We start from the raw sequence: 19,492 nt of genomic DNA on the forward strand, positions 1-19,492 counted from the left end.
ATCCGCCGAGTCGTCCTATGCCGTCGCTTCGGCGTCGTCGACTTCCTCGAGCTGCTCGAGTGCCTGGATGACGTCGCGGCGGTAGTTCTCGACCGGGGAGTCGTACCGCTCGCGGGACATCTGGGCGTACTCGTTGGTCGGCGCGGTCGACCCGCTCTCGGGTGCTTCCTGTTCGGCTTCCCACTCCTGGAACGCCTCGATGCGCTCTAAGGTGCGTTCGGCGGTTTCGACGACCCAGCGATCGCGGGTCGCCTCGTCGACGACCGAGATGGATTCGGGTCGGACGGAGACGTTGACGGTGCCGTCTTCGGTCTCGTAGGTTCGGGGTTTGCCGACGACGGAGACGTAGGCCGGCGGCTCGGTATCGCGGAGCGCTGCGGCTGCTTCCGGCTGGTACTGGCCGGCGTAGACGAAGAACGTCCCGGTCGGGTCGACGACCCGGCCGCGCCAGTACTCGCTGTCCTCGCCGACGTCTTCGGTTTCGGTGAGCGTTCCAACGAAGAACACGCGGTTCGCGCGGTCGCCCGTCGGCATGAGCGCGTAGTTGGGCGCGCGTTCGTCGTCGCTTTCCTTGAACGAATACGTCGAGTCGTTGAATTCCGAGGCGAAGACGCGGCGTGCGACTTCGCGGGTGAGTTCTGCCTGGCTCATGTTACATCGACCTCGCTTTGATCAGCAGGTCCTCCGCATCGGCTGGTCCGTCCAGTTCCTCGACCTCGTCGGCGAGCACGTAGCGGCCGAAGGTCGGCCCTTCGATCCGGTAGTAGGTGCCGACGACGTCGTCGGCGATCTCGTCCGCGACGATCGTCGTGTCGAGTGCGTCCATCGCCATGTCCTTGGCTTCCTCGAGACTGAGCCCCGTCAGTTCCTCGGTGGCGTCCTTGTCGAAGATGACTTCGTGGGCGTCGATGCCGTCGTCGACGACGGCCTTGATCCGGAGGTCGAACTCGCCTTCGACCTCGCCGTGTTCGTTACAGCGGCCGTTCTGGAGGACGCGGGTACAATCTTCCTTCGGACAGCGCTTGATCAGTCCGCTGCCGCTTTGCATGTCGACGAGCGCGCCTTCGATCTCGCTGGTGTCGTCGCCGACTTCGATATCTTCCTCGAGTTCCTCGATCACCGTCGTCGAGTTGAGTTTGACCGAGTATCGGCCCTGATACTCGTCGGTGACGATGTTACGAAGCTCGTAGACACCGCCTTCCTCGAGTGCGGGCAGGTCGGACTTGGCCCACTTGGTGAACTTGATCGTTCCCGTGGGGTCGCCCAGCAGCCCGACCTGGGCGACCGAGTCGCTCCGTGGGTCCCAGAGTTCGATGACCTTGGCGGTGAGGTCGATCCACTGCTCGGGTTCGTCGACGTCCTCGATTTTGGCGTCGTCGCTCGAGCCGCTCGCAATGTCTTCGCGCTCGAGGTCTGCCTCCTCGAGGTAGTGGTTGGTGACGCTGCGGCGTGCCTCGTCGGTCGGCACTTTGTACTCGTCGACGAGTGTCGTCAGGCGGTCCTCGATCTCGTCGACGCTGACGTCTATATGGTCTGAAAACTGCTCGTGTATGTCCTCGGCGTGCTGTCGTACGTCGCTCATTGTGTCACGCCTCCTCTTTCGTTTCACTGGGAGGCATACACCTATTCGCGCCCAATCCTATTTAAACTACGGTGACCGGAGCGAAAGTGGACGTTCCGTTCGAAACGCTCGAACCGTGGCTACCCGTCGTTTCCGTACTCCGACAGCGACTGGTCGGTCGTCTCTTTGCGGTGGCTCGTCGCCAGTCCCGCGAGGTGAGGCGTTTCGGGGACGATGAGTTCTTCACAGGCAGTCTGGCACGCGCCGGTACTTCCGGGAATACAGAACACCGGCGTGTCGACGGCGATGCCGGCTGTTGCACGCGAGGCGATCGCTCGAGTCCCGATCTCCTCCCACGAAAGGGCCCGAAACCGTTCGCCGAAGCCGGGCAGTTCGCGCTCGAACAGCGACGAGGTCGCCTCCGGCGAGACGTCGTCGGCCGTGACGCCCGTCCCGCCGGTCGTGACGACGACGTCGATGTCCCGCCGAGCGACGAGTCCCCGTACCGTCGTTCGAATCGACGAGTAGTCGTCCCGGACGAGCAGTCGTTCCTGGACCTCGTGGCCTTCGGCCTCGAAACACTCCTGGATGGTGTCGCCGCCGGGATCGTCGGGATCCTCCTCGTCCGCCTGTGCGCGTGAACTCGAGACCGTCACGATTCCGACGTAGAGCGGATCGATGATATCGTGACCGTGGTCGTCCGTGCTGCGTCGATCGCTGCGGTCGGTTGGCATGTGTACGTGTCCACAGTCCACCGCCATAAGATGTCGCGTCGGTTCCACCTTCGGAACGTTTTACTGCGTTTCGGACGACTTTCATCGCAGATGTTCGGACGCGGTGTCGCCGACGAAGTTCCGCCGGCCGTTCGATTCGTGCCGATCCTCCTCGCCAATCTGGTGCCGCTCGTCGGCGTCCTCGCGTACGGTTGGGAGCCGTCGACGCTGATCGTCATCTACGCCCTCGAGGTGATACTCGCGCTCCCGCTGGCGGCGGTGAAGGCGCTGTTCGCCGGACAGCCACCGCGAATCGAGGAGCTAGAGACAGACGAGGACGAGAGCGACTCGAGCGTGATCAGCGTCGGGAACACCGATCTCGCACGAAAGCGCGGGAGCGTCGAACTGGTTTCGTGGCTTCCGCCGGTCTATCCGCGGAACCTGCCGTTCGTCGGTGCAGTGCTCTTCGCGACCGTATGGGTCGTCCTCTTCGTCGTGGGTGCCCTGGCAGAGATCGCCGTCGGCGAGGCGCTCACACGACCGGAGGTCTGGCTTAGCGTCGCCGGACTGATGGTCGGACAGGGTCTCGAGACGTGGCACGACTACCTCCGTGATGGTCGGTACGAGACGGCGTCGCCGTACGCCGTCATCGAGACGCCAGCGCGTCAGGGGTTTTTCCTGATGGCCGTCTTGCTCTTCGTCGCGGAAGCCGGCGGGATTGCCGTGCTCGCGACGTTCGTCGCCGTCAAACTGCTCGTCGACTGGTCAGCGTTTCGCGCGACCCACGGCGGTGGCGGACGGTTCACGGGATGGCTCTCCGGACCCGAGAACGCGGGCGAACTTCCCAACCCACCACAGCTACCCGATGGCGATCCGGACGCTCGATGCAGGACGCATACGCGCACGGTACTGCTCACTGGACTTCTCAGCACGCTGGTGAAACCAGCCCCATTCTACACCGGCATGGTCCTTCTCGCGTGGTTCGTCACCCTCGCCGTCCTCGGCAGCAGTGGCGAGTACACCATCGTGCTTACGGCCGTCGTCACTCTCGGAGCGCTCGCGGCACTCGTCGCGTTTCTGGCGAGCAAGACCGCCGAACACGTCCTCGAGTACGCCCCGCTCGAGTACCGCCGGTACGACGACCGTCTCGTCGCGTACGACACGTGGGTCGAGGAACCGCAGTGGAGCGTTCCGATCCACGAGATCCGTGACGTCAGCCTCGTCTACGACCGGTTTCCGGATCGCGTATTCGACACCCGGACGCTCGAGGCACAGATGGGATGGGGTGACGACGAGACGACGCGAGAACTCGGCCCCGTCGTCGACGTCGAGTCGTTCGTCGGGTCGTTCGACTTGCCGGTTCGAACGGCCGAGTTGACGCTAGAGCCGATCGACCGCCGACTCGCTGGGCTCGCCGTCACCCCCATCGGTGTCGTCTTCGCTGGAGCCGGCGCGTTCGCGGCTGGTCCGTGGCCGCTGGTGGTCGCGTTACCGTACGTCGTGTTCGGCCTCCCCTTCCTCGCGCTCGTCCTGCAGTTGCTCTGGCGGCAGGCGTATCCGGATCCCGAATAACCGGGGTGGCGCTCGAGCCAGGTTAGACCGGGTCCTGGTCGGAGATAACGGTTGTCTCACCCATCGCCGTCGGCGCAGGATTGTCGTACTCCTGCCAGTCGTCGTCCATCTCGGCGTCGGTCAGCAGGCAGTCGTCCAGCCGGTCCTCGAGGTCGTCGAACTCGAGGTCGCGCCCGATCACCGCCAGTCGCGTCTCGCGGTCGCCCCACTCTTCGTCCCACTCGAGGTGAGGCTGGCCCTGCCGGTACGTCTCCTGGCGTTCTTCGGAGAAACTGGCGATCCAGCGGCCGGTCACCTCGAGGCTCGTCTCCGTTCCGGCGTAGCTCATCGTGATGGCCTGATCCTCGCGGCCGGCGATCCAGCACAGTCCTTTCGCACGCACGAGGCCGTCGGGCAGGTCGGCGAGGAGGGCCGCGAAACGTTCGGGGTGGAACGGCCGCCGACGGTGGTAGCCGTCGACGCCGATCCCGTAGCGTTCGGGTGGATGTGCGTGGTCGTGGCCGTCTCCGCTGTGCTCGTGACCGTAATCGTGGTCGCCGTCGCCCTCGTCCGCGTGGTCGGCTTCGATCGCCTGCTTCCAGCCCGCCGATTCGCTCGCGGCCTCGAGGTCGAACCGCTCGACGCCGAGCAGTTCGTCGGGATCGATCCCGCCGTACTCCGCCGTCACGACGTCCGCGCGGGGCTGGAGCGCCTCGAGCAAGGCGACGACTCGCTCGCGTTCGTCGGCGTCGACGAGGTCGCATTTGTTGACGACCAGCAGATCACAGAATTCGACCTGCTCTACGACGAGGTCCGCGAGCGGGCGCGTCCCGTCGTCCTCGCTTTCGCCTCGAACGGCAGGCACCTCGTCCTCGTCGAGGTCGACGTCGGCGAACCGGTCGTGGAACCGGCGAGCGTCGACGACCGTGACGACGGCCTCGAGATCGTATGGCCCACCAGCGGGACCACGGACGAACTGCCGCGCGATCGGTTCGGGTTCGCCTACTCCCGACGCTTCGACGACGAGGTGGTCGAACTCGTGTTCCTTCCACAGTTGAACCACCGCTCGCGACAGTTCGCCGCCGAGACTACAGCAGATACAGCCGTTCTCGAGCGCGACGACCTCCTCGCCGGTGGCGAGGTCTGTACGGGCTTCTACGAGGTCGGCGTCCACGTTTACAGCGCCGACGTCGTTGACCAGGACGGCGATATCGCGGTCTGCGGACTCGAGTAGTCCCGACAGCAGCGTCGTCTTTCCTGCGCCGAGTTCTCCACAGAGGACGGTGACCGGGACGGACATTCCTTACTGGTCCGCGAGCGCGAGTTCACGTCGTTCTTCCGGTTCGAACGGATCGGGGTAGTCGTTCCAGTCCGCTTCCATCTCGGCGTCGGTCAGGAGACAGTCGTCCAGCCGATCTATCAGGCCGTCCTCGTCGAACTCGCGGGCAATGAAGACGAGTCGGGTCATGCGGTCGCCCCACTTCTCGTCCCAGTCGTCTTTCAGGTCCGGTCGGGCGGCGAAGTACTGCTCGCGTTCCGCTTTCGGCAGGTTCGCCAGCCACGTTCCGGCCGGTCCCGCACGCACGGACGTTCCAGCCTTGTCGACGCCCATCGCGACGTCTTCCCGACCCGCACTCCAGAAGAAGCCCTTCGCCCGGATGATCTCGTCGGGGAGATCAGACAGCAGCGCGGCGATCCGCTCGGGGTGGAACGGCCGGTCGCGCTGGTAGACGAAGGAGGTGACGCCGTGTTCTTCCTGTGGGTCGTGGTGGTGGTCGTGCTGGAGTTCGTGCTTCCAGCCCGCGGAGTTCTGGGCGCGCTGAAAGTCAAAGCGTCCGGTCCCGAGAATTCCGTCGGGGTCGACGTCACCGAACTCCGTCCGGACGATCTGCGCACGCGGCTGGAGTCGCTCGAGAACGGCCTCGATCTCTTCCAGATCGTCGTCTGGAACGAGGTCACACTTGTTCAACAGGAGGACGTCACAGAACTCGATCTGATCGAGCAGGACTTCCTCCGGAACGCGTCCCGAGTGATCCTCGAGTTCGTCGCCGGTCAGCGCCGAACCGGAGTCGAACGACTCCCAGAAGCTGTGGGCGTTGACGACCGTCACCATCGTGTCCAGCCGGTAGGTGTCGGTCGGATCGAACTCCGCGTCCTCGAACCCGAGTGCGAACGTCTGGGCGACGGGGACCGGTTCGGAGATCCCCGAGGACTCGACCAGCAGGTAGTCGAACTCCCGGCGGTCGGCGAGTCGGCCGACCTCCTCGAGCATGTCGCCTCGCAGCCGACAGCAGATGCAGCCGTTGGACATCTCGATGATCTCTTCCTCGCTACCCAGGTCGGACTGCTGGGCGACGTGTTCGGCGTCGACGTTTACCTCGCCCATGTCGTTGACCACGACGGCGACCTCGAGGCCGTGGTCTGCAGTCAGGACGTGGTTGAGGACGGTGGTCTTTCCTGCGCCGAGACTTCCACTCAGAACGGTGACGGGGATACGGTCGTCAGTCATGGCTCGTTGTGAATACGAACTCTGTGTTTGTTAATGTTAGTTATTACGCCACCGGTGCCCTGTGAATAACAGATATTATTATATCCTATGTGGGGTTTCATATATGCCCGTAGTCAGCGTGTCGATGCCCGAGGAGTTGATCGAACGGCTGGACTCGTTCGCCGACGAGCACGGATACACCGGCCGAAGCGAAGTCGTCCGCGAGAGTGCTCGAGGCCTCCTCGGCGAGTTCGACGACAACGGTCTCGAGGACCGGCGTCTCGCGGGCATCGTCAGCGTGCTCTACGACTTCGGAAACCGGTCGATCGAGCGTCGCGTCACGGAACTGCGCCACGACTACGAACACGCCATCGTTGCGAACGACCACAGCCACGTCGCGGACTACTGTCTGGACCTGTTCGTGCTCGAGAGCGACCTCGAGGAAATCTCCGGGTTCATCTCCAGCTGTCGCGCGATCGAAGGTGTCGACACCGTCGACTACTCGTTCGTGCCGCTGGATGCCCCGGAGACGCTCGAGGAGGTCTGAACCGCTCACGCCGTCGCTTCCGGTTCCCGCTCGACCGTCAGCCGACCGTCGATCGCTCGACCGTAGATCGATAGCAATCGATCCACGACCTCCCGCTGGCTCACCTCTCTGGCTGCCTGCCGGCCGTTCGATCGCTCGCCCCGTTCGAGTCCCTCCTCGAGTCCACGAACGAGTTCGGCGTCGCTCGTCGCGACCGTGGAGGGGTCGACGCCCTCGAGTCGTTCGCGGACGTCGCCGACGTCGGTGGCGACGACCGGGAGGTTACAGGCGAGTGCCTCCTTGACGGAGGTCGGCGATCCCTCGTGTTCGGAGGTGAGCAGGAGTGCGTCCGCGGCGTTCATGTAGGTCGGAACGCGCTCGTGATCGACCCCGTGGACGACCTGAAGATTGACGGGGCGGTCGACCCGGTCGTCGACGGCGTCGACGATCTGCTTTGCCCGCGGATGGTTCTTGACCGTTCGCTCGGGTGGGTACGGGAAGAGGACGTGGTGTTCGTCCGGATCCCAGTTGACTCGTTCCTTCGCCGCGTCCGTCGGTTCCGGTCGAAAGAGATCCAGGTCGATCCCGAACGGCAGGACCGTACAGTCACTGCCCAGTTCCCGGCGCATGTCCTCCGTCATGACGACGACTTCCTCACAGCGGGGCGCACAGAACCGGCTGACCGGTCCGCCAGGCCCCTCGAGGTCGGTTCCCCACAGCGTGAGCACGACCGGCACCTCTCGCTGTGCGAGTGCCATCGGCGCGGTCAGCCCGTAATGGGCGTGCACGAGGTCGTAGTCGCCCTGTCGCACTTCCCGTCTCACCTGGGGGAAGAATCGGAGGTAGTCCAGGACGCTCCGCGATTCCTCCGCGGAGACGTGGCCGGAGACGGTGAGAGTGTCGACGGAGAGCCCGCGGGATTCGAGGGCGCTGATCTGCTGGTTCAGAAACGGTGACTCGTCGTAGGTCGTCAACACGAGGACGTTCACGCTCATCGATCGGTCGTCTCGGACGTCCGGCGTGGGACACATTGTTAATTCGTTCGCTTACGGAGACGGTCACTGCGAGACACCGGTTAAGGAGGGCGAACAGCCGTTTTCGATCCGACTTCGGCGATTCGGCGTCGATTCCAGCCGCCCGTTCGCCGTCGGTAACGCGAGTTTCGTCGCCGATCGATCGTCCGGACTCGAGCCAGAGATCGCTGTAAGGCGAGCCAACGCCGTCCGTCTCGGTGTAGCGTTCGGATTACAAAGGCCGACCGAGGGGTGGCTACGCCACATGTCGACAACGCTTGCGGGGCGGAACGTACTCGTTACCGGCGGCTGTGGCTCGATCGGAGCCGAAGTCGTCTCGGAACTGGTCGACGACGATCCCGACCTGATCCGTATCGTGGACAACAGCGAGCAGGGACTGGCGTCGTTCAGAGGATCGTTCGGCGACGTCGAGCCGACGATCGACTGCGTTCTCGCGAACATCCGGGACAAAGACCAGCTCGCGGTCGCGATGCGCGACGTCGACGTCGTCTTCCACGTCGCGGCGATGAAACACGTCCCGATGGTCGAGGACAACCCCTACGGGGCCGTCCAGACCAACGTCACCGGGACCAGAAACGTCGTCGAGGCGGCGGCCGAGGCCGGCGTCGATCGACTGCTCGGGGTCAGCACGGACAAGGCGGCGAACCCGACCTCGACGATGGGCTCGACGAAACTCATCGCCGAGCGAATCATCTCCTCGTTCGACAAACACCGGCCGCCCGAGGACCTCACGCTCGGCTCCGTCCGCTTTGGCAACGTCGTCGGAACGAAGGGGTCGGTCGTCCCCCTGTTCTACGATCAGCTCCGCTCCGGCGGCCCACTAACGGTGACCGATCCGTCGATGACCCGGTTCGTCATGCGACCGCGAGAGGCCGCCCGGTTCGCGATCGACTCCTGTCTCGAGATGGACGGCGGCGAGGTGTTCGTCAAGAAGATGCCCGCGCTGACCGTCGGCGACCTCGCGGAAGCGATGCGCGACCACTACGCGCCCCAGTTCGGCTACGATCCCGACGAGACCGAGATCGACCTGATCGGCCCGAAACCGGGCGAACGGTACCACGAGAAACTGGTCGCCAGAGACGAGATCCGGTACGCCGACGAGCGAGAGGACCGGTACGTCCTCTATCCGCAGGCGGAGAATCCCGACGTCTCGAACGACCTCGAGGACGAGTACACCTCCGCCAGCACGCGACAGATGTCCCACGACGAGATCGTCGAGATGGTTCGGGGGACGATCGACGACGTCGAGACGGACGACAGGGAAACGGTTGCACCTGACGGGGGAACTGACGTCCATAGAAACGATGAGTGACCGAGTCGGGGTCCTCGGTGCGACCGGCTACGTGGGAGCGGCGGTCGTTCAAGAACTCGGGGAGCGAGGCTACGACGTCCGGCCTGCGGCGGGATCGGATCACGAGGAGTATCCTGTGGTCGACGTCTGCGACCGGGAAGCAGTCCGCTCGTTCGTCGACTCCGTCGATTATCTGGTCAACGCCGCCGGACTGGTCGGAATCGACGCCTGCGAACGTCGCCCGGAGGCCGCCTTCGCGATCAATGGCCTCGGTGCCGCGAACGTCGCGTGGGCGTGTACACGCGCCGACGTTCCGCTCGTCCACCTCTCGAGCGTCGCGACGATCGGCGACCCCGACGACCTGCCGATCACCGCAGCTACCTCGAGAAACCCGACCACGACCTACGGACGCACCAAACTGGCCGGCGAACGCGCCATCCGGACGCTGACCGACGGCCACGTCCCATCGATCACGTTCTCCGTAACGAACGTCTACGGCGGCGGCGGTAGGTCGGTCGTCGACTACTTCCTCGAGCGAGCGACCGCCGGCGAGGACCTGACGGTCCACCGGCCGGGAACCCAGGAACGAGATCTGATCCACGTCCACGACGTCGCTTCCGGAATCGCAACTGCCGTCGACCGCCTCGTAGACGCCGACCCAGTCGCCCGATCGTACGTACTCGGCCGCGGCGAGTCCTACAGCGTCCTCGAGTTGGCGGAGCTGGTGGCTCACGAACGCGAAGCCGTCACTGGCTCTTCGGTCGGTATCGAACTCTGCGAGCGACCGAACTCCGGTTCACCCGTTCTCGAACGGTTCGACGTCGACCTCGAGCGCGTCCGCTCGGAACTCGGGGTCGAACCAGAGCGTAACCTCGAGGAGTGGGTGGAGATGGAACTAGAGCGGCGGCTCGAGCATCGAAGCAAGGTGCAGTAGGACGGGAGCGCCGAAGCCAGGACTCGAACAGGTGCGAGACGGTCGGCCTCACTTCGTTCGGCCGCGTGCGACTCGCGTGCTCGAGTCTGGCTTGTTCCGCGCCCGTTATACCAGATCCGTTCGCTCGGAGCTAGCGCTCCTCGCGAGAGTTCGGTAGAACGGGAGCGCCGAAGCCAGGACTCGAACCTGGGACAACCTCGTTAACAGCGAGGTGCTCTACCATCTGAGCTACTTCGGCTCAACTTCGAGTAGTCGAGTGTATTTGATAGGGCTTTCGTTTTCGCTTCCCGTGGTTCGACACCCTTTCACGCACCGCTCGAGTAGGATCGAGTAATGAGCGACGATTCGGACGACCACGGGAACCGCGACCGTGACGAGGAGTCGGACGACCTCGAAGCCGTACTGACTACCGTTCGCGACCGCGTCGACCCCGATGCGGACGAACGTGGGCGGCTCCGCGAGGTCGCGGACAGACTCACCGAACGTGCCGAGGCCGCGGCGACCGACCGCTGTGCGGACGCCGACGTCATTCTCGTCGGCTCGACTGCGAGAGGAACCTGGACCAGCGGTGACCGCGACATCGACGTCTTCGTCCGTTTCCCGCCGGATCTCGATCGGGAAACCCTGGAAGAGTACGGTCTCGCCGTCGGCCACGCCACACTCCCCGAGGGCCACGAGGAGTACGCCGAACACCCCTACGTCAAGGGCACCGTCGAGGGGTTCGACGTCGACGTCGTCCCTTGCTTCCGGCTCGAGTCGGCGACCGAGATCCAGTCTGCCGTCGACCGGACGCCGTTTCACAACCAGTACCTCCGCGAGCGACTCGACGACGACCTCGCGGCCGACGTCCGCCTCACGAAGCAGTTCCTGCGCGGGATCGGCTCCTACGGCAGCGATCTCCGGACGCGAGGGTTCAGCGGCTTTCTCACCGAACTTCTCGTCTGCGAGTACGGCGGTTTCCGGGAACTACTCGAGGCTGCACGCGAGTGGCACCCCCAGATCGAACTCGATCCCGAGGACCACGGCCGGGAGACGTTCGGTGACCCGCTCGTCGTCGTCGATCCGACGGACCCGGAGCGCAACGTCGCCGCCGTCTGTTCTGAAGAAAACGTCGCACGACTCCAGCACTACGCCCGCGAGTTCCTCGAGGACCCCAGCGTCGACTACTTCGACCCCGTCGACCCCGAACCGCTGACCGAGAGTGAACTCCAGAATCACCTCGAGCGACGCGAGACGACGCCGATCGCGGTTCGGTTCGACGCGCCGAACCTCGTCGAGGACCAGCTCTACCCACAGCTCGAGAAGTCGATCGAGGGGATCACCAGCGGACTCGACGACCGCGGATTCAAGGTCTTCCGCGGGACGGCGATCGCCGACGACGCCGCGGTAATCTTCGTCGAACTCGCCGTCAGCGAACTGCCGGCCGTCGAACGCCACGAGGGACCACCAGTCCACGTCCGAGGCCACGCAGAAGGGTTCTACGACGCCTACACCGACGACCCGGACGCCTACGGACCGTTCATCGAAGGCGGTCGCTACGTCACCGAACGCGACCGCGAGTTCACCACCGCACGGGAATTCCTCGAGAGCGACCGCCTCTTCGACGTCGGACTCGGCGCGCACATCGAGACAGCACTCGAGTCCGACTACGAAGTCCTGGTCGAGGACGAAGTGACGGCACTGCTCGAGGAGTTCGGTCGCGAATTACGACAGTACTTCGAGCCGTCGCCTCGTCGCTAAATATCGACGTCGTCTTCCAACCCGTGTTCTTCGAGGACGTCTTCGATCGTCGAAACTGCCCTGTCACCGATCTCACCGTCGGGTTCGATCGGTTCCCGGCCGTCGAACGTCTCGTGAACGATCGAGACGCTGTCGGCTAACACGTCGAGACTGTACCCGCCCTCGAGGACGAACGCCAGCGCCGCGTCGGTCCTGTCGGCCAGATCCCGGAGCCGATCGGTCATCAGGGCGTAGGCCTCCGACGAGAGACGGATTCGCGAAATCGGATCGTGACGATGGGCGTCGAACCCCGCGCTGACGATTAGCAGGTCCGGATCGTACGACTCGAGCGCGGCGGCGATCGGACCGTCGACGATTGCGAGGTACTCGTTGTCGTCGGTGCCGGCGGGCATCGGGACGTTCATCGTCGTCCCCTCGCCGTCCCCCGTTCCCGTCTCGTCGATATCGCCGGTGCCGGGATACAGTCCCTGCTCGTGAATCGAAACGAAGTAGACGTCGTCCCGGTCGTAGAAGATGTCCTGTGTCCCGTTACCGTGGTGGACGTCCCAGTCGACGATCGCGACCCGATCGACGTCGTAGTCGTCGGCCTCGAGCGCTCGCTGGGCGGCCACCGCGACGTTGTTCACGAAACAGAAGCCCATCGCGTCGTCGACGACCGCGTGGTGGCCCGGCGGCCGACCGATCGAGAACGGCGTCTTTCGGCCAGTCGCGCCCTCGAGTGCTTCCTCGACCGCCCAGCAAGCCTGTCCCGCGCTGTACCGGATCGCGTCCCAGGTCTCCTCGACGGCACCCGTATCCGGATCCCAGTTCCCACCACCCTCGGCACAGAACTCTTCGACTGATTCGACGTACGAGCGGTCGTGGACGTCCGCGATCGTATCGATCCCGACTGGATCGCCCTCCACGTACTCGACGCCGTGTTTTTTCTTCAGCCGCTCCCTGATCGCTCGCAAGCGGTCCGGCGTCTCCGGATGCCGTTTTCCGGGATCGTGTGCGAGACAGACCTCGCTGTAGCCAAATTGCATCTCACTCGAACAGCGAGAAGTACGTCTCGATGTCGTCGTCCGTGATGGTGCGTCGGTCGGCGTGTCGAGCGAGGATCGCCGCCGCCTCTGCTACGTTGTCGGCGTAGTCCTCGAGAATGTCCGCCAGCGCGATGCGAGCGTCCATCGAGACGCGGTATCGGTCGTCGATTTCCAGTCGTGCGATTCGGTCGACCGGCGCAACCGGTAACTCGAGGTCGTCCTTGTCGACGACCTGTTCGACGCCGAAGTCCTCCGCCATCAGGGTCTTGCGACCGTCCTCGGTCGCGTGTTCGGCGGCGTCGATTGCGAGTTCGCTCCCGTGTTCCTGGATCCGCGTTGCGAGTTCCTTCGACGCATCGGCACTCACCCGAAGATCGCCCGCGTTCCGCCGGATGATCGTGTCAACCGGGGCGAACGGGAGTTCGACGTTCATATCATGATAGGCGGAACTGACCCCCTTAACGCTTTTCCTAGCCGTTCGAGGCGTTCGTTCGCCGTCTCAGAACACGTCGTTTGCCTCGAGACGCCCGTCACGGACGACCCCTCGGGCGGTTACTTCCTCACCGAGGCCGACGTCGGCGTCGGTTTCGACGCTCATCGTCGTCTCGCCGTCGTCCAGGACGACCGGCTCACCGGCCTGGACCACGACGCCGGTGAACTCGAGTTCCTCGCCGTCGGTGGGATCGTCTTCGTCCTCACCCGAACCAGCCTCGTCGTCGCTACTCGCCGTGCTCTCGGCGTCGCTTTCACCGCCCGCGAAGTCCGAAAGCCCCGCGTTGTCGTCGCTTCCCTCGTCGGCTTCTGCAGTGGCACTCGAGTCGGACTCGAGCACCGTGATCGTCGACTGCCAGCCCGCGGAGGCCTCGAGGTCGTCCTGCCAGCCGTCCTGGATCTCGACGTCGCCCAGCGCGACCTCGTCGCCGGGACCGATCTCGAGGTCGGCCTTCTCACCCCAGAGCGCGACGCGGATGTCGTCGGTCGCGTCCTGTACTCGGATGTTGCGCACCTGCCCCTCGGAGCCGTCGTCGCGGTCGAAGGTCCGTTTCGGATCTGCCGAACGAACGACACCCGCGAGATCGACCGTCTGGCCGATCTCGGCGCCCTCGATCGGCGTGCTGTCGGGGACGTAGTCGACCTCCTCGTCGACCTCCTCGATCGCGCCACGGTTGCCGACGTGCAACTCGAGGTTCCCGTCCCGTTCCCGGACGTAACCGTCGACGACCTCGACCGTCGTGTCGGGCTCGAGTTCCTCGGCCAGATCCGCCTGCTCGTCCCACAGCGTCACGCGAATTCTGCCGGTCGAGTCGCCGAGCGTGACGTTCGAGACCTTCCCTTCGGAGCCGTCGTCGCGGTCGAAGGTTCGGACGCTGTCGGTGTCCAGTACGAGTCCGACGAGATTGACGTTCGAAAGGCCAAGCGAGAGGTCCTCGACGGCGTAGGTATCCGAAAGCTGGACGTCGATCTCGGTGTCCGGATCCGGTTCGGCCTGATCGACGCTGACCTCGACGCCGGAAAAGCCGTCCTTCGGCCGGCCCTTGATCCGCAACACGTCGCCCTCCTCGAGTTCGTCGGTCGCTGCCTCGGCGTGCTCGTCCCAGAACGCCGCTCGCACGGAGCCGGTCTCGTCGGCGACCTCGACGTTGACGACACGGCCGTCCTCGTCCTCACCGTCGCGTTCGAACGTCCGGACCTCGCCGATCGAGATCACCTTCGCGACGAACTTTGCCTCCTCCATTCCGGGTTCGATGTCCGCCACGCCGCCGACTTCGCTCTCGCCGACCTCGTGAGCGACGAGCATCGCCGCCGTCTCCTCGTCCGCGAGTCCACCCATCTGCTCTACTTTCTCCTCGACGGCCTCGCGAAACTCCTCGAGAGAGACGTCGGCCTCGAGATCCTCGTAGACACCCTCGATGTCGCTCATTCTATAGTTGTGCATGCATAGGCCGCGCATAAGCATTGTCCATTCGGTGGCGCTTTCTCTCGCCGAACCCGCGACAGTTCCGTCCGCCTGCTGGCGTTCTCGAGCGTTTCGGGACCCACGGTCGGTGCGGAGTCATACGACCGCTGGCCGCGTCTCGGTATATAAATCTGGGCGACGCGCTCGATCGAATGCCACGGTGACTCACGACGCGGGGCCGGCGTTTCGAAAGGGCTTTATTGGTATCCCGGCTACAAAGAGATGAGTCCTGATAGGGTAGTGGACTATCCTCTTGGCTTGCGGAGCCAGGGACCGGAGTTCAAATCTCCGTCAGGACGCTCACTTATCGCGGGCGCTTCGCATTGCTCAGCGCCCGCTCTTGCGTTCGCGACCTGACGTGCCCAACGCTCGCTGCGCTCGCGTTGGACTCCGTCAGGACGCTTCTACGGTGGATTGTCCGCCACGTTGAGATGTTCGAAGTCGTCGTGCTCGTAGGCACGTCGCCACAGTTTCAGCACGGCTCGAGCAACGAGTCGCGATTCCTCGACCTCGATACAGGACGAGACAGCAGTATCGGGTTCGGCGTCGGGTGGTTCGTGGAAGTGTCGTAGGGGAGAGTGTGGATTCGGATGGTTGTCGAAGCGCCAGTTCACGCCGGTTTCGTCGACGTAGTGGAATCGATAGGCTCCCGACGTGTACCACGTCACGTCGAGCCGACACCAGTCCGCAGCACCGATTCCGTCGGCGAAGCAGATCCGGACTTCCTGTGGGTCGAGGACGCTGTCGAACTGTGCCGTCTCGACGAGCGGTTCTTCCCCAGCGAATAGATCGCGGATACGCCGCATCACGCTTACATCCGGCGTCCCGAGATCGCTACTGCGCTCTTTCGGTGGGATTCCCGGTGTACCGTCGGTCATTAGGCAGGGAGATCACCGGCGTCGTTCGCGAACGAACCACGGGAGTCCGAGGCCGAACCGCTTTCGCCGTCGGGATCGAAGTCGTACAGCGAGAGGGCTGCCTGAGCGAGTTTCAGGTTCTCCTCGAGCGCTCGCCACCTCGAGACTGCGGTCCAGCCGTCGCCGTCGTCGGCCTCGAGTTCGACCGCGAGTTCGTCTGGGTCTATCGCATCGTACTCGTCCTGGAATTGCCGGATCTGTGATTTGAGGTCTCGGATGCCGTCGACGAGTTCGTCTTTCGTCAGCTCAGAGTGTAACTCCTGAATCCGACTCATCGCGACGGTCTCTCGAGAGCGTTTGTATCTCGTTCCTTTCCCGGCGTCGTCGGTATCGGCGTATCCCGCTTCGGCGAGCGTGTTCAGGTGCTTTCGAGCACTGGGTTCGCTCACCCTCGCACGTTTGGCGATCGACTTCGCGTACTGGTACGACGTGGTCTCGAGCAGCACCTCCTTGACGCGGTCGAACGGAGACGTCTCCGCTTTCCACTCGTCGACGACTGCATCGTTCACGTTGCCTTCCCAGAGCGGTTCCTCGGGCATTGGTCTGCTACCGGGTACGGCCTGGAACAAAAAATAGATTTCCTATAGATAGCTATATTTTCTTTCACGGCCGCAAGCTGCCCGACTGTCTCGACTAAATTGCACTAACTACTGAATTCGTTAGCTAACGCGGGTGAGTCTATCTCGAGGAGACTCGTTCGACTCTACGTCGACACGCCGCCAAGTCCGGTGAACCCGCCTATGCTGCCCCCATCAATACCGAGGGCGTAGACGAGGCCGACGCCGACGAGACCATATGCGAGCAACAGGACCACGAGTCGCGTTCCCTCGGGGAGTTCGTTGAACTGGTCGACAGCGGTGGCAGTGGCCTTTTCTGACATACTGATAGCCCAGCGGTTTCGAACCCAGGTGAATATGAATTCTGGCCGACCAGTAAACTACTCACCATGTAGTGGCTCGACGGGTCTTGGCCCAGGAATCACAACGCTCATCTCGAAACGTCAACGATTCGTACTGAATGCCCTCCAGACGCGAACTCCTCCTCGGCGTCGGAGCCGCGAGCACTGCGGCAGTCGCCGGCTGTCTCGGGAGTCGTACCGACGAGCCGGGAACCGACGACGACTACGCGTGGACCACCGTCGGCGCGGACCTCCGGAACTCGAGAACCATCTCCGACGGCGCGGCACCACGGGACGACCCGGACGTCGAGTGGTCGGTCGACCTCGAGTCCGGCATGGCGACGGGCGAACCGATCGTGACCGACGACACCGTTCTCGTGAACACGGGGCGCGACGTCGTCGCGTTCGACAGAGAGACGAGAGAACGACGCTGGTCGATCAATCCCGAGAACGAGCCCTACTCCTACTATGGCTCGCCGACGGTGTTCGACGATACAGCGTACGTCCCCGAACGCGAGACGCTGACGGCTCGAAATCTCGAGACGGGCGAGGTCGACTGGTCGTTCGACCTCGAGCGGATCATCAGCAATAGCTCCCTCACGGTAACGGACACGGACGACGGTCGGGTGTACGTGGCTGGCGGCAATACCGTCCACGCGCTCGACGCGGAGAGCGGCGAGGAACTGTGGGAGCAGGAACTGCTCGGGATCGCAAGCTACGTGATCGCGAAGTACGCGGACTGGCTGTTCGTCGCGACCAGGGGCGGGGAACTGTACCGGATCAACCGCTGGGAAGGCCGCATCGAGTGGCGACGGACGATCGAGGCTGGCATCTCGAGCGCGCCGATCGTCCTCACCTCGAGTGACCGCCGGGTCGGTCACGGCGTTGCGGTCGCGGGCGGTGACGGCTCGGTCACTTACTTCGATCTCAGCGGCAAACGTGAGTGGCGAACGGAACTCCACGCGTTCGGAAACGACGGCCTCGCGATCGGCCACCGGACCGTCTTCGCTCGGTCGGGTTCGACGCTGTACGCGCTCGACGCGAACGACGGTGACGAACGCTGGCGCGTCGACGTCGGACGTAGTTCCCGGAATCCGCCGATTATCGTCGGCGACACGGTGTACGTCGGCGGCGATCGGCTCCGTGCGTTCGACGTCGGCGGCGGATACGGGATTCGATCGCTACGGATCGGCGGGAAGCGGTTCGAGCGCGAGAGAACAGGCGATGTCAACTACGTTACCGCAGCCGATGGGAGGCTGTTCGTGACGACGGACGTCGGTCGGTTCGAGGGCGACGACACCGCGGAGTTGCTCGTGTTCTCCTAGGATACCGGAAGCTGCCTGCACGAGGCCTACTCGCCTCGAGTCCTCACTCGAACCGTGAGCGAACCGCACGCCCGAACGGACGGCAACGGCGACGAGGAGAACTCGAGTCGAGTCAGTAGACGCCACCTGCTCGGATCGGTGGCGGGTGCGAGCGTCGGCGTCGCGGGTCTCGGTGCTGCGACCGACTCGGCTTCGGCGGCGGGCTTCACCGGCTGTGACGACTGGCTGGACGCGCCCGCGGAGTATCCCGAGATCGATCTTACGAGTTCGAATCCGACCGCGTCGAACGTCGACGCCCTCGAGGACGAGGACGAATTCGCCGTCTACGTCCACGGCTGGCTCGGGCTCGAGACGAGCACGGACCAGGCGTACACGCTCGAGCAGGCGCTCGAGGACGAGGCGTACGACGCGCCGGTCGTCGCGGCGTCCTGGGAGGCGGACACGCTCAACTACTGGCGAGCGGAAGGGCGAACGGAGACGGCAGGTCGGCGACTCGCCTCCTGGCTCTCGACGGTGGCGGATACCGAGGACGCGACGATTCGCCTCGTCGGTCACTCGCTCGGTGGACGAGTCTGTCTCGAGACGCTGCTGGCACTGGAAGACACCGCCGTCGAGAGCGTCGCCCTCCTCGGCACCGCCGCGGACGACGATTCGGTCTGTACGGACGGCCGATACGCCTACGGCATCGCGACCAGCGGGGCCGACGTCTACAACTACCATTCGGGAGACGACGACAGCGTCTGTTACGGCTACGACGTCCAGTCGCTCTCGAGCGGCCTCGGCTGTGGCGGAGCCGACTGTACCGGGAGCCTGTTCACCGACGATCAGGGGACGACGCCGGAGGAGTACACGGACGTCGACGTGACCGATACGGTCGACGATCACTGCGATTACGCGAAACCAGACGTCGGCTGTGTGCCACGGGTCGTCGACGACTTCGAGTGACTCGAGTGTGGCCACTCAGGTACGAAAAGCGGGTGAGAGGAGTAAGCCCCCTTCTGTTCGTCCCGGCATTCGGCTGAGCGTCCGTGCCGTTCCGCGGAAACCGCGGGACGTTCGGGCTACCACGGCACGGACTTGCACCGGTGAGGGTTCGCCGTTCCATCGCTCCTCGGCCGTCCGGGTGCAGTCAATCGCGCCTGCGTGTTCGACGGCTCGCGCCGTCTCACTTGGTCGCGGTTCTCGCGTCGGAGACGCGTCGAACCGCGCTCGCGATTCGTGGATTCGAACCACGAGATATCGACTGCACTCCCTCTGCGGGTTATCTCCCCTTCCTTTCGGTCGGGTTCGCGCGCATCATCGGTCGGGCCGAGACGTGTCGTTTCTGTTCCAGAGCCAGCGGTCTCCCGCTCCGGACTTGCGCCCGGTCACCTGCCCGAACAGGTGGGGGGACTTTCCTCGCGGGCGTGACACATCCCGAAGGATGAATCACGTTGGACGGGGGACCGTTTCCGGCACCTCCGTCGCGGCAGCCAGGCTCTCTCTCCCACCTTTCCTAAGTCCTTCGGCCGAATAAGTCCCCCGGTCGCCGT

The 19,492-nt window shown here is 64.3% G+C and carries 19 protein-coding genes, 2 tRNA genes and 1 other RNA gene; 8 read left to right on the forward strand and 14 right to left on the reverse strand.

Annotation, left to right across the window (positions count from 1 at the left end; genetic code table 11):
- Nucleotides 1–15: 15 nt before the first annotated feature.
- The 3 genes from BLR35_RS00250 to BLR35_RS00260 form a co-directional block, all read right to left on the reverse strand.
- Nucleotides 16–651, reverse strand: a complete 636-nt coding sequence (locus BLR35_RS00250) for an RPA family protein (RefSeq protein WP_090375651.1) — start codon at nucleotides 649–651, stop codon at nucleotides 16–18.
- A 1-nt stretch (nucleotide 652) separates the two neighbouring features.
- Nucleotides 653–1,582, reverse strand: coding sequence for a replication factor A (locus BLR35_RS00255; RefSeq protein ID WP_090375654.1), 930 nt, complete (start codon nucleotides 1,580–1,582; stop codon nucleotides 653–655).
- 119 nt (nucleotides 1,583–1,701) lie between these two features.
- Nucleotides 1,702–2,295: a MogA/MoaB family molybdenum cofactor biosynthesis protein gene (locus tag BLR35_RS00260; RefSeq protein ID WP_090379526.1), complete on the reverse strand. Its 594-nt coding sequence runs from the start codon at nucleotides 2,293–2,295 to the stop codon at nucleotides 1,702–1,704.
- 90 nt (nucleotides 2,296–2,385) lie between these two features.
- Here BLR35_RS00260 and BLR35_RS00265 point away from each other — a divergent pair, with 90 nt between their 5' ends.
- On the forward strand, nucleotides 2,386–3,846 hold the full coding sequence (locus BLR35_RS00265; RefSeq protein ID WP_090375657.1) for a DUF6498-containing protein: 1,461 nt from the start codon (nucleotides 2,386–2,388) through the stop codon (nucleotides 3,844–3,846).
- Nucleotides 3,847–3,868: 22 nt separating this feature from the next.
- Here the strand turns inward: BLR35_RS00265 and BLR35_RS00270 are convergent, their stop codons facing one another.
- Together BLR35_RS00270 and BLR35_RS00275 are read right to left on the reverse strand one after the other, a co-directional pair.
- A complete protein-coding gene (locus BLR35_RS00270; RefSeq protein ID WP_090375660.1) occupies nucleotides 3,869–5,125 on the reverse strand; it encodes a CobW family GTP-binding protein in 1,257 nt (418 codons plus the stop codon).
- Nucleotides 5,126–5,128: 3 nt separating this feature from the next.
- Nucleotides 5,129–6,334 (reverse strand): GTP-binding protein, encoded by a 1,206-nt coding sequence (locus tag BLR35_RS00275; RefSeq protein WP_090375663.1) that lies wholly within the window; start codon nucleotides 6,332–6,334, stop codon nucleotides 5,129–5,131.
- A 103-nt stretch (nucleotides 6,335–6,437) separates the two neighbouring features.
- On the opposite strand from BLR35_RS00275, the gene BLR35_RS00280 reads away from it, so the two are divergent.
- Nucleotides 6,438–6,860, forward strand: coding sequence for a CopG family ribbon-helix-helix protein (locus BLR35_RS00280; protein ID WP_090375666.1), 423 nt, complete (start codon nucleotides 6,438–6,440; stop codon nucleotides 6,858–6,860).
- Nucleotides 6,861–6,865: 5 nt separating this feature from the next.
- On the opposite strand, the gene BLR35_RS00285 is transcribed toward BLR35_RS00280, so the two are convergent.
- Entirely contained in the window at nucleotides 6,866–7,834 is a 969-nt protein-coding gene (locus tag BLR35_RS00285) for a glycosyltransferase (protein WP_090379529.1), read from the reverse strand.
- Between the two features lie 283 nt (nucleotides 7,835–8,117).
- On the opposite strand from BLR35_RS00285, the gene BLR35_RS00290 reads away from it, so the two are divergent.
- Both BLR35_RS00290 and BLR35_RS00295 read left to right on the forward strand, forming a co-directional pair.
- Nucleotides 8,118–9,185, forward strand: a complete 1,068-nt coding sequence (locus BLR35_RS00290) for an SDR family NAD(P)-dependent oxidoreductase (protein WP_090375667.1) — start codon at nucleotides 8,118–8,120, stop codon at nucleotides 9,183–9,185.
- Nucleotides 9,178–10,098 (forward strand): NAD-dependent epimerase/dehydratase family protein, encoded by a 921-nt coding sequence (locus BLR35_RS00295; RefSeq protein WP_090375670.1) that lies wholly within the window; start codon nucleotides 9,178–9,180, stop codon nucleotides 10,096–10,098. The genes BLR35_RS00290 and BLR35_RS00295 overlap by 8 nt, the downstream gene beginning before the upstream one ends.
- Nucleotides 10,099–10,263: 165 nt before the next feature.
- Here BLR35_RS00295 and BLR35_RS00300 read toward each other — a convergent pair.
- Nucleotides 10,264–10,336, reverse strand: a tRNA-Asn gene (locus BLR35_RS00300).
- 95 nt (nucleotides 10,337–10,431) lie between these two features.
- Between BLR35_RS00300 and cca the strand changes: the two genes are divergently transcribed.
- A complete protein-coding gene (gene cca, locus BLR35_RS00305) occupies nucleotides 10,432–11,838 on the forward strand; it encodes a CCA tRNA nucleotidyltransferase (RefSeq protein ID WP_090375674.1) in 1,407 nt (468 codons plus the stop codon).
- Here cca and BLR35_RS00310 read toward each other — a convergent pair.
- The 3 genes from BLR35_RS00310 to BLR35_RS00320 all read right to left on the reverse strand — a co-directional run bounded on the left by BLR35_RS00310 (nucleotide 11,835) and on the right by BLR35_RS00320 (nucleotide 14,784).
- Nucleotides 11,835–12,863, reverse strand: coding sequence for a histone deacetylase family protein (locus BLR35_RS00310; protein WP_090375677.1), 1,029 nt, complete (start codon nucleotides 12,861–12,863; stop codon nucleotides 11,835–11,837). The genes cca and BLR35_RS00310 overlap by 4 nt on opposite strands.
- A 1-nt stretch (nucleotide 12,864) precedes the next feature.
- A complete protein-coding gene (locus BLR35_RS00315) occupies nucleotides 12,865–13,296 on the reverse strand; it encodes a histone (protein WP_090375679.1) in 432 nt (143 codons plus the stop codon).
- A gap of 66 nt (nucleotides 13,297–13,362) precedes the next feature.
- Complete coding sequence (locus BLR35_RS00320) at nucleotides 13,363–14,784, reverse strand: single-stranded DNA binding protein (RefSeq protein WP_090379531.1); 1,422 nt, start codon at nucleotides 14,782–14,784, stop codon at nucleotides 13,363–13,365.
- Between the two features lie 262 nt (nucleotides 14,785–15,046).
- Here BLR35_RS00320 and BLR35_RS00325 point away from each other — a divergent pair.
- Nucleotides 15,047–15,119: transfer RNA gene (locus BLR35_RS00325), tRNA-Arg, on the forward strand.
- Nucleotides 15,120–15,224: 105 nt separating this feature from the next.
- Here the strand turns inward: BLR35_RS00325 and BLR35_RS00330 are convergent.
- From BLR35_RS00330 to BLR35_RS20455, 3 genes are all read right to left on the reverse strand, one after another.
- Entirely contained in the window at nucleotides 15,225–15,698 is a 474-nt protein-coding gene (locus BLR35_RS00330; RefSeq protein ID WP_211704955.1) for a toxin-antitoxin system TumE family protein, read from the reverse strand.
- The gene (locus BLR35_RS00335) at nucleotides 15,698–16,276 is read right to left on the reverse strand and encodes a winged helix-turn-helix domain-containing protein (RefSeq protein WP_090375685.1); all 579 of its coding nucleotides are present in this window, start codon (nucleotides 16,274–16,276) and stop codon (nucleotides 15,698–15,700) included. The genes BLR35_RS00330 and BLR35_RS00335 overlap by 1 nt, the downstream gene beginning before the upstream one ends.
- 164 nt (nucleotides 16,277–16,440) lie before the next feature.
- Nucleotides 16,441–16,617, reverse strand: a complete 177-nt coding sequence (locus BLR35_RS20455; RefSeq protein WP_170830930.1) for a hypothetical protein — start codon at nucleotides 16,615–16,617, stop codon at nucleotides 16,441–16,443.
- Between the two features lie 137 nt (nucleotides 16,618–16,754).
- On the opposite strand from BLR35_RS20455, the gene BLR35_RS00340 reads away from it, so the two are divergent.
- Nucleotides 16,755–17,960: an outer membrane protein assembly factor BamB family protein gene (locus BLR35_RS00340; protein WP_090375687.1), complete on the forward strand. Its 1,206-nt coding sequence runs from the start codon at nucleotides 16,755–16,757 to the stop codon at nucleotides 17,958–17,960.
- A 54-nt stretch (nucleotides 17,961–18,014) separates the two neighbouring features.
- Entirely contained in the window at nucleotides 18,015–18,905 is an 891-nt protein-coding gene (locus tag BLR35_RS00345) for an alpha/beta hydrolase (protein ID WP_090375690.1), read from the forward strand.
- 30 nt (nucleotides 18,906–18,935) lie between these two features.
- On the opposite strand, the gene rnpB is transcribed toward BLR35_RS00345, so the two are convergent.
- An RNA gene (rnpB, locus tag BLR35_RS00350) (RNase P RNA component) lies at nucleotides 18,936–19,448 on the reverse strand.
- Between the last annotated feature and the right edge of the window lie 44 nt (nucleotides 19,449–19,492).

It is taken from the genome of Natronobacterium texcoconense, from assembly GCF_900104065.1.
GTDB classification, from domain to species: domain Archaea; phylum Halobacteriota; class Halobacteria; order Halobacteriales; family Natrialbaceae; genus Natronobacterium; species Natronobacterium texcoconense.

Excerpts from the sequence above, each read along its gene's own strand:
- BLR35_RS00250 (WP_090375651.1), bottom strand. The coding sequence starts at position 651 with ATGAGCCAGGCAGAACTCACCCGCGAAGTCGCACGCCGCGTCTTCGCC.
- BLR35_RS00255 (WP_090375654.1), bottom strand. The coding sequence starts at position 1,582 with ATGAGCGACGTACGACAGCACGCCGAGGACATACACGAGCAGTTTTCA.
- BLR35_RS00260 (WP_090379526.1), bottom strand. The coding sequence starts at position 2,295 with ATGCCAACCGACCGCAGCGATCGACGCAGCACGGACGACCACGGTCAC.
- BLR35_RS00265 (WP_090375657.1), top strand. The coding sequence starts at position 2,386 with ATGTTCGGACGCGGTGTCGCCGACGAAGTTCCGCCGGCCGTTCGATTC.
- BLR35_RS00270 (WP_090375660.1), bottom strand. The coding sequence starts at position 5,125 with ATGTCCGTCCCGGTCACCGTCCTCTGTGGAGAACTCGGCGCAGGAAAG.
- BLR35_RS00275 (WP_090375663.1), bottom strand. The coding sequence starts at position 6,334 with ATGACTGACGACCGTATCCCCGTCACCGTTCTGAGTGGAAGTCTCGGC.
- BLR35_RS00280 (WP_090375666.1), top strand. The coding sequence starts at position 6,438 with ATGCCCGTAGTCAGCGTGTCGATGCCCGAGGAGTTGATCGAACGGCTG.
- BLR35_RS00285 (WP_090379529.1), bottom strand. The coding sequence starts at position 7,834 with ATGAGCGTGAACGTCCTCGTGTTGACGACCTACGACGAGTCACCGTTT.
- BLR35_RS00290 (WP_090375667.1), top strand. The coding sequence starts at position 8,118 with ATGTCGACAACGCTTGCGGGGCGGAACGTACTCGTTACCGGCGGCTGT.
- BLR35_RS00295 (WP_090375670.1), top strand. The coding sequence starts at position 9,178 with ATGAGTGACCGAGTCGGGGTCCTCGGTGCGACCGGCTACGTGGGAGCG.
- cca (WP_090375674.1), top strand. The coding sequence starts at position 10,432 with ATGAGCGACGATTCGGACGACCACGGGAACCGCGACCGTGACGAGGAG.
- BLR35_RS00310 (WP_090375677.1), bottom strand. The coding sequence starts at position 12,863 with ATGCAATTTGGCTACAGCGAGGTCTGTCTCGCACACGATCCCGGAAAA.
- BLR35_RS00315 (WP_090375679.1), bottom strand. The coding sequence starts at position 13,296 with ATGAACGTCGAACTCCCGTTCGCCCCGGTTGACACGATCATCCGGCGG.
- BLR35_RS00320 (WP_090379531.1), bottom strand. The coding sequence starts at position 14,784 with ATGAGCGACATCGAGGGTGTCTACGAGGATCTCGAGGCCGACGTCTCT.
- BLR35_RS00330 (WP_211704955.1), bottom strand. The coding sequence starts at position 15,698 with ATGACCGACGGTACACCGGGAATCCCACCGAAAGAGCGCAGTAGCGAT.
- BLR35_RS00335 (WP_090375685.1), bottom strand. The coding sequence starts at position 16,276 with ATGCCCGAGGAACCGCTCTGGGAAGGCAACGTGAACGATGCAGTCGTC.
- BLR35_RS20455 (WP_170830930.1), bottom strand. The coding sequence starts at position 16,617 with ATGTCAGAAAAGGCCACTGCCACCGCTGTCGACCAGTTCAACGAACTC.
- BLR35_RS00340 (WP_090375687.1), top strand. The coding sequence starts at position 16,755 with ATGCCCTCCAGACGCGAACTCCTCCTCGGCGTCGGAGCCGCGAGCACT.